Annotated in this window: 9 protein-coding genes, 22 tRNA genes, 1 rRNA gene and 1 pseudogene; 3 read left to right on the top strand and 30 right to left on the bottom strand. The window is 32.4% G+C overall.

The features are described 5' to 3' along the window. Positions 1 to 87: 87 nt before the first annotated feature. Positions 88 to 164, bottom strand: a tRNA-Ile gene (locus BTM21_RS00640). Between the two features lie 102 nt (positions 165 to 266). Beyond that, positions 267 to 1,781 (bottom strand): 16S ribosomal RNA (locus BTM21_RS00635). 577 nt (positions 1,782 to 2,358) lie between these two features. On the opposite strand from BTM21_RS00635, the gene BTM21_RS00630 reads away from it, so the two are divergent. Continuing rightward, positions 2,359 to 2,435: transfer RNA gene (locus BTM21_RS00630), tRNA-Arg, on the top strand. 39 nt (positions 2,436 to 2,474) lie between these two features. Here the strand turns inward: BTM21_RS00630 and BTM21_RS00625 are convergent. The 25 genes from BTM21_RS00625 to rph form a co-directional block, all read right to left on the bottom strand. Then, positions 2,475 to 2,822, bottom strand: a complete 348-nt coding sequence (locus tag BTM21_RS00625) for a hypothetical protein (RefSeq protein WP_079481652.1) — start codon at positions 2,820 to 2,822, stop codon at positions 2,475 to 2,477. A gap of 24 nt (positions 2,823 to 2,846) precedes the next feature. After that, positions 2,847 to 4,814, bottom strand: a complete 1,968-nt coding sequence (pulA, locus tag BTM21_RS00620) for a type I pullulanase (RefSeq protein ID WP_021874485.1) — start codon at positions 4,812 to 4,814, stop codon at positions 2,847 to 2,849. A 300-nt stretch (positions 4,815 to 5,114) separates the two neighbouring features. Further along, positions 5,115 to 5,188 (bottom strand) — tRNA-Gly (locus BTM21_RS00615). 3 nt (positions 5,189 to 5,191) lie between these two features. Further along, positions 5,192 to 5,266, bottom strand: a tRNA-Gly gene (locus tag BTM21_RS00610). Between the two features lie 38 nt (positions 5,267 to 5,304). Further along, positions 5,305 to 5,388, bottom strand: a tRNA-Leu gene (locus tag BTM21_RS00605). Between the two features lie 9 nt (positions 5,389 to 5,397). Beyond that, a tRNA-Lys gene (locus BTM21_RS00600) sits at positions 5,398 to 5,473 on the bottom strand. A gap of 4 nt (positions 5,474 to 5,477) precedes the next feature. Beyond that, a tRNA-Gln gene (locus BTM21_RS00595) sits at positions 5,478 to 5,552 on the bottom strand. Positions 5,553 to 5,557: 5 nt separating this feature from the next. After that, positions 5,558 to 5,633: transfer RNA gene (locus BTM21_RS00590), tRNA-His, on the bottom strand. Positions 5,634 to 5,637: 4 nt separating this feature from the next. After that, positions 5,638 to 5,713: transfer RNA gene (locus BTM21_RS00585), tRNA-Lys, on the bottom strand. Between the two features lie 5 nt (positions 5,714 to 5,718). Then, positions 5,719 to 5,795, bottom strand: a tRNA-Arg gene (locus BTM21_RS00580). A 23-nt stretch (positions 5,796 to 5,818) separates the two neighbouring features. Further along, positions 5,819 to 5,892: transfer RNA gene (locus BTM21_RS00575), tRNA-Gly, on the bottom strand. A gap of 3 nt (positions 5,893 to 5,895) precedes the next feature. Then, a tRNA-Gly gene (locus tag BTM21_RS00570) sits at positions 5,896 to 5,970 on the bottom strand. Positions 5,971 to 6,008: 38 nt separating this feature from the next. Further along, positions 6,009 to 6,092: transfer RNA gene (locus BTM21_RS00565), tRNA-Leu, on the bottom strand. A gap of 9 nt (positions 6,093 to 6,101) precedes the next feature. After that, positions 6,102 to 6,177, bottom strand: a tRNA-Lys gene (locus BTM21_RS00560). A gap of 4 nt (positions 6,178 to 6,181) precedes the next feature. Next, positions 6,182 to 6,256, bottom strand: a tRNA-Gln gene (locus BTM21_RS00555). Positions 6,257 to 6,261: 5 nt separating this feature from the next. Further along, positions 6,262 to 6,337 (bottom strand) — tRNA-His (locus BTM21_RS00550). A 4-nt stretch (positions 6,338 to 6,341) separates the two neighbouring features. After that, positions 6,342 to 6,418, bottom strand: a tRNA-Arg gene (locus tag BTM21_RS00545). Between the two features lie 23 nt (positions 6,419 to 6,441). Continuing rightward, positions 6,442 to 6,515: transfer RNA gene (locus tag BTM21_RS00540), tRNA-Gly, on the bottom strand. A gap of 15 nt (positions 6,516 to 6,530) precedes the next feature. Beyond that, positions 6,531 to 6,606 (bottom strand) — tRNA-Pro (locus BTM21_RS00535). Between the two features lie 3 nt (positions 6,607 to 6,609). Further along, positions 6,610 to 6,686: transfer RNA gene (locus tag BTM21_RS00530), tRNA-Arg, on the bottom strand. Positions 6,687 to 6,769: 83 nt separating this feature from the next. Then, positions 6,770 to 6,843 (bottom strand) — tRNA-Gly (locus tag BTM21_RS00525). A gap of 14 nt (positions 6,844 to 6,857) precedes the next feature. Then, positions 6,858 to 6,933 (bottom strand) — tRNA-Pro (locus tag BTM21_RS00520). Positions 6,934 to 7,103: 170 nt separating this feature from the next. Further along, on the bottom strand, positions 7,104 to 7,586 hold the full coding sequence (locus BTM21_RS00515) for a metallophosphoesterase (protein ID WP_079481653.1): 483 nt from the start codon (positions 7,584 to 7,586) through the stop codon (positions 7,104 to 7,106). A 9-nt stretch (positions 7,587 to 7,595) separates the two neighbouring features. Next, entirely contained in the window at positions 7,596 to 8,207 is a 612-nt protein-coding gene (locus BTM21_RS00510) for an XTP/dITP diphosphatase (protein WP_021874487.1), read from the bottom strand. Between the two features lie 2 nt (positions 8,208 to 8,209). Further along, positions 8,210 to 8,959, bottom strand: a complete 750-nt coding sequence (rph, locus tag BTM21_RS00505; protein ID WP_021874488.1) for a ribonuclease PH — start codon at positions 8,957 to 8,959, stop codon at positions 8,210 to 8,212. Positions 8,960 to 9,052: 93 nt separating this feature from the next. Between rph and BTM21_RS00500 the strand changes: the two genes are divergently transcribed. After that, positions 9,053 to 10,726: a hypothetical protein gene (locus BTM21_RS00500; protein ID WP_079481654.1), complete on the top strand. Its 1,674-nt coding sequence runs from the start codon at positions 9,053 to 9,055 to the stop codon at positions 10,724 to 10,726. 42 nt (positions 10,727 to 10,768) lie between these two features. On the opposite strand, the gene BTM21_RS00495 is transcribed toward BTM21_RS00500, so the two are convergent. Continuing rightward, a complete protein-coding gene (locus tag BTM21_RS00495; RefSeq protein ID WP_021874490.1) occupies positions 10,769 to 12,268 on the bottom strand; it encodes an ABC transporter substrate-binding protein in 1,500 nt (499 codons plus the stop codon). A 155-nt stretch (positions 12,269 to 12,423) separates the two neighbouring features. Between BTM21_RS00495 and BTM21_RS00490 the strand changes: the two genes are divergently transcribed. Continuing rightward, complete coding sequence (locus BTM21_RS00490) at positions 12,424 to 12,726, top strand: hypothetical protein (RefSeq protein WP_021874491.1); 303 nt, start codon at positions 12,424 to 12,426, stop codon at positions 12,724 to 12,726. Positions 12,727 to 12,794: 68 nt separating this feature from the next. Here BTM21_RS00490 and BTM21_RS00485 read toward each other — a convergent pair whose 3' ends face one another. Further along, positions 12,795 to 13,082, bottom strand: coding sequence for a hypothetical protein (locus tag BTM21_RS00485; protein WP_021874492.1), 288 nt, complete (start codon positions 13,080 to 13,082; stop codon positions 12,795 to 12,797). Between the two features lie 5 nt (positions 13,083 to 13,087). Then, positions 13,088 to 15,078: pseudogene (gene ligA / locus BTM21_RS00480) on the bottom strand (NAD-dependent DNA ligase LigA). Positions 15,079 to 15,095: the final 17 nt, after the last annotated feature.

The raw sequence follows: 15,095 nt of genomic DNA, 5'->3' as shown, positions 1-15,095 counted from the left end.
AGAATATTTTTCTTGGCTTGTTGTCACTTCTCAATTAACATTTGTTAATAAAGTTGTTTTAATTCATGTGCAATTTTCAAAGAACAATGGTGGGTCTAAATGGACTCGAACCATCGACCTCACGCTTATCAGGCGTGCGCTCTAACCAGCTGAGCTATAGACCCATACTCTTGAAGGAAAAATCCCTCAAAATTGAACAGAAGTTAAGATAACGTTTCTTTTGAAATATACTAGTTAATCATCTTGTTAACTAGATTTCTCCATAGAAAGGAGGTGATCCAGCCGCAGGTTCTCCTACGGCTACCTTGTTACGACTTCACCCCAATCGCTGACCCTACCTTAGGTCGCTGCCTCCTTGCGGTTAGCTCACGAACTTTGGGTATTGCCAACTCTCATGGTGTGACGGGCGGTGTGTACAAGGCCCGGGAACGTATTCACCGCGACATGCTGATTCGCGATTACTAGCAACTCCAGCTTCATGTAGGCGAGTTTCAGCCTACAATCCGAACTGAGACAAGTTTTATAGTTTAGCTCCACCTCGCGGTATTGCATCTCGTTGTACTTGCCATTGTAGCACGTGTGTAGCCCTAGACATAAGGGGCATGATGATTTGACGTCATCCCCACCTTCCTCCCGGTTAACCCGGGCAGTCTCGCTAGAGTGCTCAACTAAATGGTAGCAACTAACAATAAGGGTTGCGCTCGTTGCGGGACTTAACCCAACATCTCACGACACGAGCTGACGACAACCATGCACCACCTGTCATCCTGTCTCCGAAGAGACTTCCTCGATTAAGAGTAATGCAGGAGATGTCAAGTCTAGGTAAGGTTCTTCGCGTTGCTTCGAATTAAACCACATGCTCCGCTGCTTGTGCGGGCCCCCGTCAATTCCTTTGAGTTTTAATCTTGCGACCGTACTCCCCAGGCGGGATACTTAATGTGTTAACGGCGGCACGGAAGGAGTTGATACCTCCCACACCTAGTATCCATCGTTTACGGCGTGGACTACCAGGGTATCTAATCCTGTTTGCTCCCCACGCTTTCGAGCCTCAGCGTCAGTTACAGTCCAGAGAGTCGCCTTCGCCACTGGTGTTCTTCCTAATCTCTACGCATTTCACCGCTACACTAGGAATTCCACTCTCCTCTCCTGCACTCTAGACTTCCAGTTTGAAATGCAGCACCCAAGTTGAGCCCGGGTATTTCACATCTCACTTAAAAGTCCGCCTACGCTCCCTTTACGCCCAGTAAATCCGGACAACGCTCGCCACCTACGTATTACCGCGGCTGCTGGCACGTAGTTAGCCGTGGCTTCCTCCTCAGGTACCGTCATTATCGTCCCTGAAGACAGAGCTTTACGATCCGAAAACCTTCATCACTCACGCGGCGTTGCTGCATCAGGGTTTCCCCCATTGTGCAATATTCCCCACTGCTGCCTCCCGTAGGAGTCTGGGCCGTGTCTCAGTCCCAATGTGGCCGATCACCCTCTCAGGTCGGCTACGCATCGTCGCCTTGGTGAGCCGTTACCTCACCAACTAGCTAATGCGCCGCGGGCCCATCTTGTAGCGGATTGCTCCTTTAATTACTGCTCCATGCGAAGCTGCAATATTATGCGGTATTAATCTTCCTTTCGGAAGGCTATTCCCCTCTACAAGGCAGGTTGCCCACGTGTTACTCACCCGTCCGCCGCTAGGTTTGTTCCCGAAGGAACTCTCCTCGCTAGACTTGCATGTGTTAGGCACGCCGCCAGCGTTCGTCCTGAGCCAGGATCAAACTCTCACTAAAAAGTTTAATCTGTGCTCAAATTACTTTGAGTCTTTGTTTTAAGACTTTCAAAAGAATTGCTGGTTATACTTAACTTTTATTCTGTTCAATTTTCAAAGATCTTATCGCCTCAAGCGACTTGTTTATCTTACCACCTTAAGAATTTCTTGTCAACATATTTTTTAATATGTTTTAAAGAGTTTTCCGAGTCATTTGCGACCCGTCTCTCAAGGACAAGGACTATTCTATCATAGCATTTAATATATACATATATCTTTGCTCTATTCTAATCAAATTATTCTTATTTTTCTACAATTATACTGATTTTTCCTTGATTTTTCTTATATTGATACACTAGGTAAAGTTTAAGAAATTACTTATTCAATTAAAATACATTTATGTATTTTAATTGATAATAGTTCTATGAAAAATAACTAAATTACTTTTTATAGAACTATTTTACTTAGATAAAATATCAAAATAAATGTTACTTCTATGTAGTCTTAATAAAAAGTTTCAAACTAATTAGTTATCAATTAAATAAAAATCAATATAGAAATATTTTCAATAAGGTATTATAATATATTAAGTATAATTTGCATCTATAGCTCAGTTGGATAGAGTGCTGGACTTCGAATCCAGGCGTCGGGGGTTCGAATCCCTCTAGGTGCACCAAAAAAGAGTATATATCAGAATCTGATATATACTCTTTTTCTATAATAATAACTTTTGTTCTTTAAGAACATATCTTAAGAGAATTATAAATGAAAATAAAATAAAGTTATTTTGAAAAATAAAAAATGTAGCACTAACAACTTTATTTTTTTCATCTAATAAATATTCAGTTGGCCAATATGACATAATATTAACTATTAAATAACTTCCAATAATTATTTTCAATATAATATTCATATTAGATAAATATACTGTTGAATAAGCTCCAAAACTTAGCACAATAGCAAATATTAAATTTAATATTCGTATAAATATATTAGATCTTTCGATATCTTGCCAGTAAAACATTCTAAAAATACCTTTTGGCGTTATAATTAATTTTCCCATAACTCACTACCTCAACATTGTATTTTACTTTACTAATACACATGCAGAAATTGCTTCGACTATTAAGCTGTTCCCTTCTATATTATTTAACTCTTTTGTTCCTGCAAAATCTTTATTCACAATTATCTTCCATCTATCATTAGATAAATTTATTTTTACATCTTTATTATTTGCATTGAAAATAACAATAATATTATCCCATTTATCTATAACTCCTTTTGAATTAATCATGTACGCTACAACATTATCATCATAAAAATTTTCATTTTTCTTTAAAAATACTATATTATTTTTTATATCCTCAGTACTTTTCATTCTAAATGCAATATGACTTTTTCTTAATTTAATTAGCCCTTTATAATATTCAAAAACATTATAATATTTCTCTTTTCTTTTCCAATCAATTTTATTTATACTATCTGGAGACTTATAGCTATTGTCTTCAAAGCTTCCATCTGCTCTTTCTTTTGTTCTTAATAACTCTTCCCCAGCTTGCATAAATGGGATTCCTTGAGAAGTCAATACTATAGCTGCTGCTAATTTATTCATAGCAATTTTATTCTCCTCATTATCTATTCCATTAGTTAATTGTAATTTATCCCACAATGTATAGTTATCATGTGATGATACATAGTTTATTGTTTGATAAGGTTCATTTGCCCATGGTTTATTTGAATAAATCACCTTACTATAATCTATATCCTCATGTTTTGTAGCTGCTACTATACCAAATTTTATTGTCTCTTCTAATCCTAAACTTCCATTTACAAAACCTTTGTTATATTTTTCAAACACACCGCCCTTTATCCCATCTCTTATATCATCACTAAAAGCTGCTATTTGTAATTTATTAAACTTTAAAATATTTTGCTTTAAAGCTAATTTTTCAGCGTCTATAGGAGACTCTCCAGCTTTCCACCCTTCTCCATAAATTAAGATATTACTATTTATTTCATTTAATCTATTTCTTATTTCTTTCATAGTCTCTATATCATGAATACCCATTAAATCAAACCTAAATCCATCTATCTTATATTCCTTCGCCCAATAGCATACAGAATCTATTATAAATCTTCTTACCATATACCTTTCAGAGGCAGTTTCATTTCCACATTGAGATGCATTAGATAAATTTCCATATATATCTTGTCTATAATAATATCCAGGTACAATATTATCAAAGTTATCTGTTTCTGCAGTATGATTATATACAACATCCATAACTACTTTAATTCCACATTCATGGAATTTCATTATCATCTCTTTAAATTCTTTTATTCTAACCTTTGGATTATATGGATTTGTAGAATATGAACCTTCAGGAACATTATAATTTTGTGGATCATATCCCCAGTTATACTCTTGATTATCTATATTACTCTCATTTACTGATTTATAATCAAAGCATGGCAATAAATGTACTACATTTATTCCTAAATCTTTTATATGATCTATGCCTGTCTTTATATTAGTATTTATTAATTTTGTATTAGGTTGGCACATCCCTTGATATTTCCCCTTAAGCTCACTATTTATACCTGAAAACTCATCTATAGAAAAATCCCTTATATGTGTTTCATATATTATTGAATCAGTTGGACTTTCTAATATAGGTCTAAAATGCTTATCCCAGTTCTTTGGATTAGTAGATTTTAAATCTACTACCATACCAATAGTACCATTAACACCAACCGCCTTTGCATAAGGATCTACAACTTCATTTTCCATATCATCAATAGTGACTAAATAGTTATAATATACTTCATCTAAATCACCCTTTATTTCTATTGACCAAACTCCATATTTTTCTCTATTCATATTTATAGTTTCTTTATAACCTTTTTCTCTAAAAAAATATAATTTAACTAAAGTTGCTGTTGGTGACCATAATATAAATTTAGTTTTTTCTTTAGAATAAATTGCACCTAAATTGCCATCATATTTATATAAAGTTTTAAATTCTTCTGTATTATAATTTTTTTTATACTTCATTCCCTCACCTCACTTTTAACTAATACTTATATAATATAAAATTTATTCCTTATGCAATTATTTGTAAATACTATTATATAAAAAAAGTAGCAATTGTTAGACAATTGCTACTTATAATAATCTATATTTATTAACAGACAATTTAGAGTTATCCACTAAATTTTGTTATATTTCTGAATTTTATCCACAGAATTTAAATTTCGATTTTAATTTTTGTGGAAAACTTTTAATTTTATACACATTATGTTAATATCAGTAGAATAAAAAAAGACAACTATTTCAGTTGTCTAACTTTTAATATGGAGCGGGTGATGAGAATCGAACTCACGTAACTTGCTTGGAAGGCAAGGGCTCTACCATTGAGCTACACCCGCATGTGGAGCGAAAGACGAGACTCGAACTCGCAATATTCACCTTGGCAAGGTGACGCTCTACCATTGAGCCACTTCCGCTTATTAATTATGGTAATTTAGTTTTCAAATTAAATATATGGTGCAGATGAAGGGAGTCGAACCCCCACGCCAATGGCGCTAGATCCTAAGTCTAGTGCGTCTGCCAATTCCGCCACATCTGCTTATATATTTGGTGGCTTACCGGGGAATCGAACCCCGGACACCTTGATTAAAAGTCAAGTGCTCTACCGACTGAGCTAGTAAACCAAATTGGCTGGGATAGCAGGATTTGAACCTACGAATACCGCAGTCAAAGTGCGGTGCCTTACCGCTTGGCGATATCCCAGCATATGGGGTGAACGATGGGACTCGAACCCACGACAACCAGTGCCACAAACTGGCGCTCTACCAACTGAACTACATTCACCATATGGTGCGTCATCAGGGATTCGAACCCGGGACACCCTGATTAAGAGTCAGGTGCTCTACCAACTGAGCTAATAACGCTTAAATGGTGCGTCTTAAGAGATTCGAACTCCTGGCCCACGCCTTAGAAGGGCGTTGCTCTATCCAGCTGAGCTAAAGACGCTTACTAACCAAATTAATGGTTTATGGAGCGGGTGATGAGAATCGAACTCACGTAACTTGCTTGGAAGGCAAGGGCTCTACCATTGAGCTACACCCGCATGTGGAGCGAAAGACGAGACTCGAACTCGCAACATTCACCTTGGCAAGGTGACGCTCTACCATTGAGCCACTTCCGCTTATTAATTATGGTAATTTAGTTTTCAAATTAAATATATGGTGCAGATGAAGGGAGTCGAACCCCCACGCCAATGGCGCTAGATCCTAAGTCTAGTGCGTCTGCCAATTCCGCCACATCTGCTTATATATTTGGTGGCTTACCGGGGAATCGAACCCCGGACACCTTGATTAAAAGTCAAGTGCTCTACCGACTGAGCTAGTAAACCAAATTGGCTGGGATAGCAGGATTTGAACCTACGAATACCGCAGTCAAAGTGCGGTGCCTTACCGCTTGGCGATATCCCAGCATATGGGGTGAACGATGGGACTCGAACCCACAACAACCAGTGCCACAAACTGGCGCTCTACCAACTGAACTACGTTCACCATATGGTGCGTCTTAAGAGATTCGAACTCCTGGCCCACGCCTTAGAAGGGCGTTGCTCTATCCAGCTGAGCTAAAGACGCTTACTAACCAAATTAATGGTTTATGGAGCGGGTGATGAGAATCGAACTCACGTAACTTGCTTGGAAGGCAAGGGCTCTACCATTGAGCTACACCCGCATATTAAGTTTTAAGTGGTCGGGGTGACAGGGATTGAACCTGCGACCTCATGGTCCCAAACCACGCGCGCTCCCATCTGCGCCACACCCCGATATGGTGCGTCTTAAGAGATTCGAACTCCTGGCCCACGCCTTAGAAGGGCGTTGCTCTATCCAGCTGAGCTAAAGACGCTTATTTTCTTTGAAGAACATTTGTTATTTTAACTTATCTTTCATCACTTGTCAACATATTTTTTCAAATGTTATTTGAAAAATTGGAGCGGGTGATGAGAATCGAACTCACGTAACTTGCTTGGAAGGCAAGGGCTCTACCATTGAGCTACACCCGCATATATGTTTTAAGTGGTCGGGGTGACAGGGATTGAACCTGCGACCTCATGGTCCCAAACCACGCGCGCTCCCATCTGCGCCACACCCCGAAGTGTTTCCGCTACATCTCTTAGCGACATTGTTTATTTTACAATATGAATATTAATACGTCAATACCTTTTTTAAAATATCTTTAAATATACTAGTAAATTAAAGATATTTAAAGATATTTAAAAATTTTGTCGGTATTTGACGTATATAAATCTAAATAAAACTACTCTTATTTACCTATTTCTTTTATATATGAATTAATAATTTTACCATCTTCAATCTCTATAAACCCTAAACTCTTCTTTTTAGTTCCATATGGTAATGACATACTACCAGGATTCATTAATAGTATTCCTTCATGTTCTATAATAATAGCTAGATGTGAATGACCAAATAAAACTATATTTGCTCCTACTTCTTGTGCTTTATAAAATATATTGTTATAGCCATTTTTAACATTATAAAAATGTCCATGACACACAAATATTTTTTGACCGGCTATTTCTATTATCCTTTCCTTAGGAAATCCCTTAGCAAAATCACAATTCCCCTGTACACCGTACACTTCTCCTTTAAATCCCTCAGCTATCTTCTCTAAATCAGGTACACCATCTCCACAATGTATTAACACATCAGCCTCTTTTATATAGGCTTTTACAGCCACGCTTGAGCTTTCATTATAATGTGAGTCACTTATAACAGCAATTTTCATATAGCCCTCCTATAAAAATCCCTTTATTTCTTCTTTAAATTTCTTTAAAGCTATTCCTCTATGTGAAATTTCATTTTTTTCTTCAGCAGTCGCTTCTCCAAAAGACTTTTTAAGTGGTTCATAATAAAATAATGGATCATATCCAAAGCCACCAGCTCCATTTAAAGCCTCTAATATATAACCTTCTACATATCCTGTAATAGCCTTATATCTTTTTTTATCATCAACTAAAGCAAGTTGACATACAAACCTTGCTTTTCTATCTTCTCTCTTAACTCCACTTAGTCTTTCTAATAATTTTTCATTATTTTTTTCATTATCTCCATGACTACCTGAATATCTTGCTGAGTATATACCAGGTTCTCCATTCAAATAATCAACCTCTAGACCTGAATCATCTCCAAGTACTATAAAATTACTTTCTCCTCTTTTTAATAAGTAATCACATATTTCTACTGCTTTTTTCTTAGCATTTTCTTCAAAGGTTTTTCCATCTTCAACTACATCTATATCTATATTTTCATCTTTTAATGATAATATAGTTAAAGAAATCCCCGTAAGAATTTCTTTTATTTCTTTTATTTTTTTTTGATTATTACTTGCTATTATTAATTTTTTCATAGTTACTTACTCTCCCCTGTACCTATCCAAAGACAATCCATTTTCAATGCTTCTTTTTGGATTTGTACCATTTGTTTTATACCCTTTTCTGCTAAATCTAATAACTCATTTAATTCACTTCTCTTAAATGGAGCTTCTTCGCCAGTCCCTTGAATTTCTATAAATTCTCCTTCTTCAGTAGCTACAACATTCATATCTACTGTTGCATTTGAATCTTCTTCATAACATAAATCTATTATCTTTTCACCGTTTACTACACCTATACTTGTTGCACTAACAAAATTTCTTATAGGATATACCTTAAAAGGCTTTTCTTTATGAATCTTATTTACAGCATCTACTAAAGCTACAAATGCACCAGTTATTGATGTAGTTCTAGTTCCTCCATCAGCTTGTATAACATCACAATCTATCCAAATAGTTCTTTCTCCTAAAGCCTTAAAATCTACAACTGATCTTAATGCTCTCCCTATTAATCTTTGAATCTCCATTGTTCTTCCATCAAGTTTTAATCTTGCTATATCTCTTGGCTTTCTAGTTCCAGTAGATCTTGGAAGCATATTATATTCTGCAGTTATCCAACCTTCACCTTTTCCCTTTAAAAATGGTGGAACCTTATCTTCTATTGAAGCAGTACAAATTACTTTTGTGTCTCCTACCTCTATTAAAACTGATCCCTCAGCATATTTTGTATAATTTCTGCTTATTTTAGTATTCCTTACCTGATCATTTTTTCTGCCATCTACTCTCATATTGATTCCTCCAACTTATATATTAAAATTTATGCACTATTTCACTACTTACCTCATATTATTAATATAAGGATTAATTAAGAGGTGAATAAATTGCGATATATCGGACCATTTTTTAGAATGAATAGTTTATCTCAAAAAGAGATTAGTGGCCAACTTTTTTATTTATCAAAAGAAGCCATAAGAACCTTGGTTCTTGAATCAAAGTGTGGATTAGTTTCTTCTATAAAGAGTTATAAAAGAATGTCTTCCTCAATTGATATTACCACACTTAATAGCTTTTCTCCACTACTATGTATTTACAAAAAATCGTCACCAAACTACATCCATAGCAAGAATTCAAATGGATTTGACGAAGATACTTTCAAAAAGGATATAAATCCAACTACTAATGCTTTAATGACTCTAAATGTGTTAGAACTTATTAGTTATTATAGACATTTTGAAAATGTAGATAAAGGAAATTACTCATTATCTCAAATATATAAAAAACTTGCAAAAGATCAACTTGAATTTTATTCTATTAATTTAAGAAATGCTGAAGGTGTTTTTGTTGAAAAGAAAAATATCTCTGAAAATAACTATAAAGGATTTAATCTAGTTGATAAAAGTAAAAAGTTTAAATTCTCAGACCAAGCATTTATGATGATAGCTTATTATTCATATGCTACTAAATTCCCTGAAGAATCTATATCCGAAGATTACAAAAAATTCTCTTTAGAAATTCTTCAAATGCTTGTAGATTTCAAAGAAAAACTTTATGAATGTTCTTTTGAAGAACTATGTAAAGTTCTTACTGCAATTAATATTTTCTATAAATATTCTAATAACCTAGATTGCAAAATGCTAATTGTAGATTTAACTGATTTTTTAATAAACAAATTTGATGAAAAAGATTATTATGTTGATGCTCTTGATTTTACATCTTTATTGTCAATAAACTTAATTTTATCCTATAAACATACTGGAATAATCACTTTTAGTGATAAAGCTACGGAGATTTTAAATAGATTAACTGACTTATATGATGATGACAAAGAAATTTTCCTTAAGCTTTCTGGAAAAAAAGAATTAAAATATTCTTGCTTTGATATAGTTTTTTATTTCTTAGCATTTAATATGTATGCAAATACTTTTAATAACTATAATGAATATAAACATATGCTATCTGCTTTATATAAAAAGTACTTTATAAATTCAGGTTTAATACCTACTTGGCCAACTGCGCCTACTTTAGATGATTATGAAAGATATAGAGGATTAACTCTTAATTCAAGTGATATGTTAGATGAAAGCTTATTTAGAATGCCTAGCTTACCATCACCTAATAGTATTGGCGTAGCACCAATTTTCAATAAAACTATGAATTACGTAAAAAAGAAAGATACTTTTTCTATAAGTGGTTCATCCTTTGATAGTTATAAAAATATGTTTATATTTTATATGTTAATATTAGTATTTAAAGATGATTTTATGAATGAAGTTACTTTAAATACTAATATTAAAGAAGAAAAGCAAGCTGTTAAATTAGATGATATCCATAAAGATAGTTTAGAAGAAGATTTAGAAATTACAACCTTAGATATTGAAGACAAAATAATATCTGATACTGAAGACATCGAGGTCATTGCTGAAAATAATAATGAGAACTCTATAGAAGAAATTTTTGAGGAAGAAATAAGCCAAACAGTCATTTCAGAAAACTCAAGCTCTTTAATTGAAACAGAAATTAAAGATGATAAAACTTCTAAAGATCATGATAAATAATTATTATTTAAGACCGTGTTTAAATTTAAACACGGTCTCTTATTATTTTTCTAATTTATTAAAATCTATATTTCCATTTCTGTCTAAAGATATATTTTTTATTTTATCACTTATGGCTATATTATCATTATAAAATAATACTGGTAATAATTGATAAGTATTAAATAAACTATCTTCAATACTTACAAACTTATTTTTTCTCTCTTCTTCACTTTGTATATTCTTAAGTTCTTTTTTGTAATTATCTGGCAAGAAGTTTATCATTTCATTAAATAATGAATTTTCACCACTTAAAGATGACTCACATTGTAATAATGCTATGTTATAGTAAGTTTCTTCATGTATGTTTTTAAATTCTTCTTTTGGTACTAAGTTATAAGTTAGTATCATATCTGTATTTTTTTCAAACCATTTAGACAAAAATTCGGAGAAATTTTTATTTTCTGTAGTTTCTTCTGCTATTAATACAACCTCTTTCAAATGCTCCCACTTATCTACTTCGTTACTCATAACTTTTCTTGATTGTAATTTTGCTAAATCATCCTTATCATCTCTAAAATAACTCCCTTCTGCTAGTTCAACAAAAGAGCTATTTTGAATTTGATATTCTCCTATAGCTTCATTAAGTAATCTATAAATATCCTTTTTCCCTTCTACAGGTATACTTTCTCCATTTGGATTAAAGGCTAAATACATCCCTTTAGTTGATTCTAATGTTACTAATTTACTTTCACTTTTAAGTCTATCTAGTTGACTTTTAGGTGGATTTATAACTATATCTCTATTTCCAACTTCAAAAGCTGCCATTGCTAATTCTTCACCTTCATCCTTAGCAATATGTATAGATTCAACTAATTTTGAGTCTATTTTATTATTTCTTTTTAATATAACTTCACTTATATTCATAGATGAAATGCTATAATCTCCTGAATATACTAATTCTTGATAATTATTTTGTATATCTTGCCATAATAAAACATTCTTTCTTAATCTATATTGTGGATTACTTAATTCTTTTACAAAATTCTCATCTTTTGTATTTAGTCTAATTACTAAATTAGTATCTGTTGTTCTAATACCCACATTTTCATTAAATGAACCTGTTCCATTTCTAAAATCTCTAGCTCCATATACATTTAATAATGCTTCTATGCTATTTTCATCCTCTTCTGTTAGTATCTCTCTAAAAAAACTTGCAATATCCTTTGGTGTAATTTGGCTTCCATCACTCCAGTAAATATCATCTCTAATTTTAAAATCATATTCTAACCCTTCATCATGAACTTCTACACTTTCAGCTAATGACGGTAGAATATTGCCACTCTTATCTAAGTCTACTAAGGCCCTACTTGTAGCACATACAATATCTTGTTCCCTTTTATCTAATTTTCCTATTACCTTTAAGTCTTGTGGAATTGTAGATATTGAATATGTTAATACTGCTTTACTTTCTGTAGGTTTCTCTTTTACTATATCTACAAAACCTAATAAAAATACTACTAATAATATACTTGAGACTATTGTTATTAATATCTTTTTCATTTAGGTCTCTCCTTTTGCTAATTATAGTTCTAATTATATCCACTTAATCCTATAACTAATCACTCCATACTAATTTAAGAAATACTTTTTGGTAATAAAGTAAAAATATTAACATTATGATATAATAGATTTATATTTTTAATGGAGGTTTTTAAATGTTATTAGCAGTACAAATTTTTCAAATAGTATTTTATTCTGTTGCAATATTATTTATGATCTCATTAACCATAATTGGTATATGGGGATTTATAATATTCAATAAAATGTATAAAAACCAAAGAATTCAAAATTTCTTATTAGATAAAGTTTACCAATCTCTTAACCATTTAGCTTATACTAAAGCTAAAAATCCTAACAATGATCCTTCTAACGAAGGATTTAATGTAGATGAAGTTATAAATGAAGAGGAATTATTTAATGATGATTCTGATAACCAACATAATATAATTTCATTTTAATTTTATTTCTATAGAAAAATGTAACCACCATTATAAATACTAATTAATGGTGGTTACATTTTTTTAAGTTATTTTATTAAATTAGACATGAAAAATATAAATATAATGGATATTAGCATAAATGCCCCTGAATAAATATATCTTTCTTTACCTTTTCTATATATAAAGAATCTTATTGACCATAATGCCATAGTTATAGAAATTGCTAACTGTAATAAAAAATATGAATTAAATATTTGACCTATTATAAAGAATTGATATATAGTCAAAAATGTGCATATTATTATCCCACTTGTTATTACTACAGCTAATGTACATATGAAGGTAAATACATCTTTTAATCTTATTCTCCCCATATTACTTACCCCTTTATCATTTCTTCAAACTCTTCCTCTGAAAGCACTTTAACGCCTAACTCTTGAGCCTTTTTAAGTTTTGAACCGGCTTCTTCTCCCGCTATAACGTAATCTGTCTTTTTACTAACGCTACCTGCAACTTTTGCTCCAAACCCTTCTAGTTTTTCTTTTATAGAACCTCTTGAATAATTTTGAAGCGTTCCTGTTACAACTACAGTTTTTCCTTCAAATAAACTTTCTATTATTTCTTTTTCTTCAAATATAGGATTTACCCCTAAATTTAATAGTTCGTTAATTGTGCTAATTACCTTTTCTTCTTTAAAGAACTCCATCACACATTTAGCCACTATATCACCTACATCTTGGACTTCCACTAAATCTTCAAATGTAGCATTTTTTAAGCCCTCTATTGATTTAAATTTATTTACTAAGTCCTTTGCTGTCTTTACACCTACATTTGGTATGCCTAAAGCATATATAAATCTATGTAACTCACAGTTTTTACTTTTTTCAATAGCATCTAAAAGATTCTGAGCCTTTTTAGGACCAAACTTTTCTAGTGTTACAAGGGATTCTTTTTCTAATTTATATACTTCTGATATTGACTTTATATCTAATTTTTCAAATAGCTGTTCTGCTGTTCTTTCTGAAAATCCTTCTATATTCATAGCATCTCTTGATGCAAAATGTACTATTGTTTTTACCATTTGTGGTTTACAGGATAATGTATTTTCACAGAAGTAATGTACTCCTTGTTGAATTACGTGTCCTCCACAAGCTGGACATATATTAGGTACATTTATTTCTATTGTCCCTTCTAAGCTTTCTTCTACAACGCCCATTATTTCTGGAATAACATCATTAGATCTTCTAACGAATACTTCTGCTCCTATTCTTACACCTTTTCGTCTAATATCATCTATATTATTTAATGTTGCTCTTTTTACAGTAACTCCTGCTAATTCTACTGGTTCTAATATTGCTGTAGGTCCTACTCTACCACTTCTTCCTACATTCCACTCTACATCAAGAAGTTTTGTTGTTACTTCTTGTGCTTCAAATTTGAAAGCAATTGCCCATTTAGGAAATTTAACTGTATATCCAAGTAATTCCCTAGTTCTAATATCATCTATAGCAATTACTACTCCATCAATATCATAATTTAAATCAAATCTTATATTTTTATATACTCTATTTCTTTTTCTACTTCATCCATTGTATTACAGTATCTAACATACTCATCCATAGGGAATCCTTTTGCTTTTATAAATTCAAGCATTTCTTGATAATTTTTAAATTTAGTTCCTTCTTTATATCCTATATCATAAAAGAAAGCTGAAAGATTTCTCTTAGCAGTTTCTTTAACATTTAAGTTTCTTAAAGCTCCTGCTGCACCATTTCTTAAATTTTTAAGCGGATTCTCTGATGTTTTATTATATTTTTCAAAAGCCTCTGTAGTCATTATAGCTTCACCATGTACTTCAAATACATCGTTGCAATTTATTTTTAATGGTACTGATTTTATTGTTTGTACTTGTGCAGTAACATCTTCTCCCACTTCTCCAGTTCCTCTAGTTGCAGCTACTGCTAATATACCATTATTATCATAGGTTAAATTCACTGTTAGGCCATCAAATTTTTTAGTTACAACATATCTTAATGGTGGAAGATTTTCACCATTAGCATTCATTTCATTTACAAATTTTACATTTCTATTATGCCAATCTTTAACTTCATCAAAACTTTGAGCTTTATCTAAACTCCAAAGTCTACCCTTATGCGTATATTTATTAAAGCCTTCTAAAACTCTATCTCCAACCCTTAATGTTGGTGAATATGGTAATACATATCCTGTTTCCTTTTCTAAAGCCTTTAATTCATCATACTTTTTATCATACTCTTTATCCGATACCGATGGGTTATCTAAAGAGTAATACTCATATGCATACTTGTTTAATTCCTCTACAAGCTCGTTTATACGTTGCTCCTTATCCATAAAACTCACCTTTCTTC

The organism is Clostridium chauvoei (assembly GCF_002327185.1).
GTDB classification, from domain to species: Bacteria; Bacillota; Clostridia; order Clostridiales; family Clostridiaceae; genus Clostridium; species Clostridium chauvoei.
This window is presented reverse-complemented; position numbering and strand designations above follow the sequence as displayed.

Excerpts from the sequence above, each read along its gene's own strand:
- BTM21_RS00625 (WP_079481652.1), bottom strand. The coding sequence starts at position 2,822 with ATGGGAAAATTAATTATAACGCCAAAAGGTATTTTTAGAATGTTTTAC.
- pulA (WP_021874485.1), bottom strand. The coding sequence starts at position 4,814 with ATGAAGTATAAAAAAAATTATAATACAGAAGAATTTAAAACTTTATAT.
- BTM21_RS00515 (WP_079481653.1), bottom strand. The coding sequence starts at position 7,586 with ATGAAAATTGCTGTTATAAGTGACTCACATTATAATGAAAGCTCAAGC.
- BTM21_RS00510 (WP_021874487.1), bottom strand. The coding sequence starts at position 8,207 with ATGAAAAAATTAATAATAGCAAGTAATAATCAAAAAAAAATAAAAGAA.
- rph (WP_021874488.1), bottom strand. The coding sequence starts at position 8,959 with ATGAGAGTAGATGGCAGAAAAAATGATCAGGTAAGGAATACTAAAATA.
- BTM21_RS00495 (WP_021874490.1), bottom strand. The coding sequence starts at position 12,268 with ATGAAAAAGATATTAATAACAATAGTCTCAAGTATATTATTAGTAGTA.
- BTM21_RS00490 (WP_021874491.1), top strand. The coding sequence starts at position 12,424 with ATGTTATTAGCAGTACAAATTTTTCAAATAGTATTTTATTCTGTTGCA.
- BTM21_RS00485 (WP_021874492.1), bottom strand. The coding sequence starts at position 13,082 with ATGGGGAGAATAAGATTAAAAGATGTATTTACCTTCATATGTACATTA.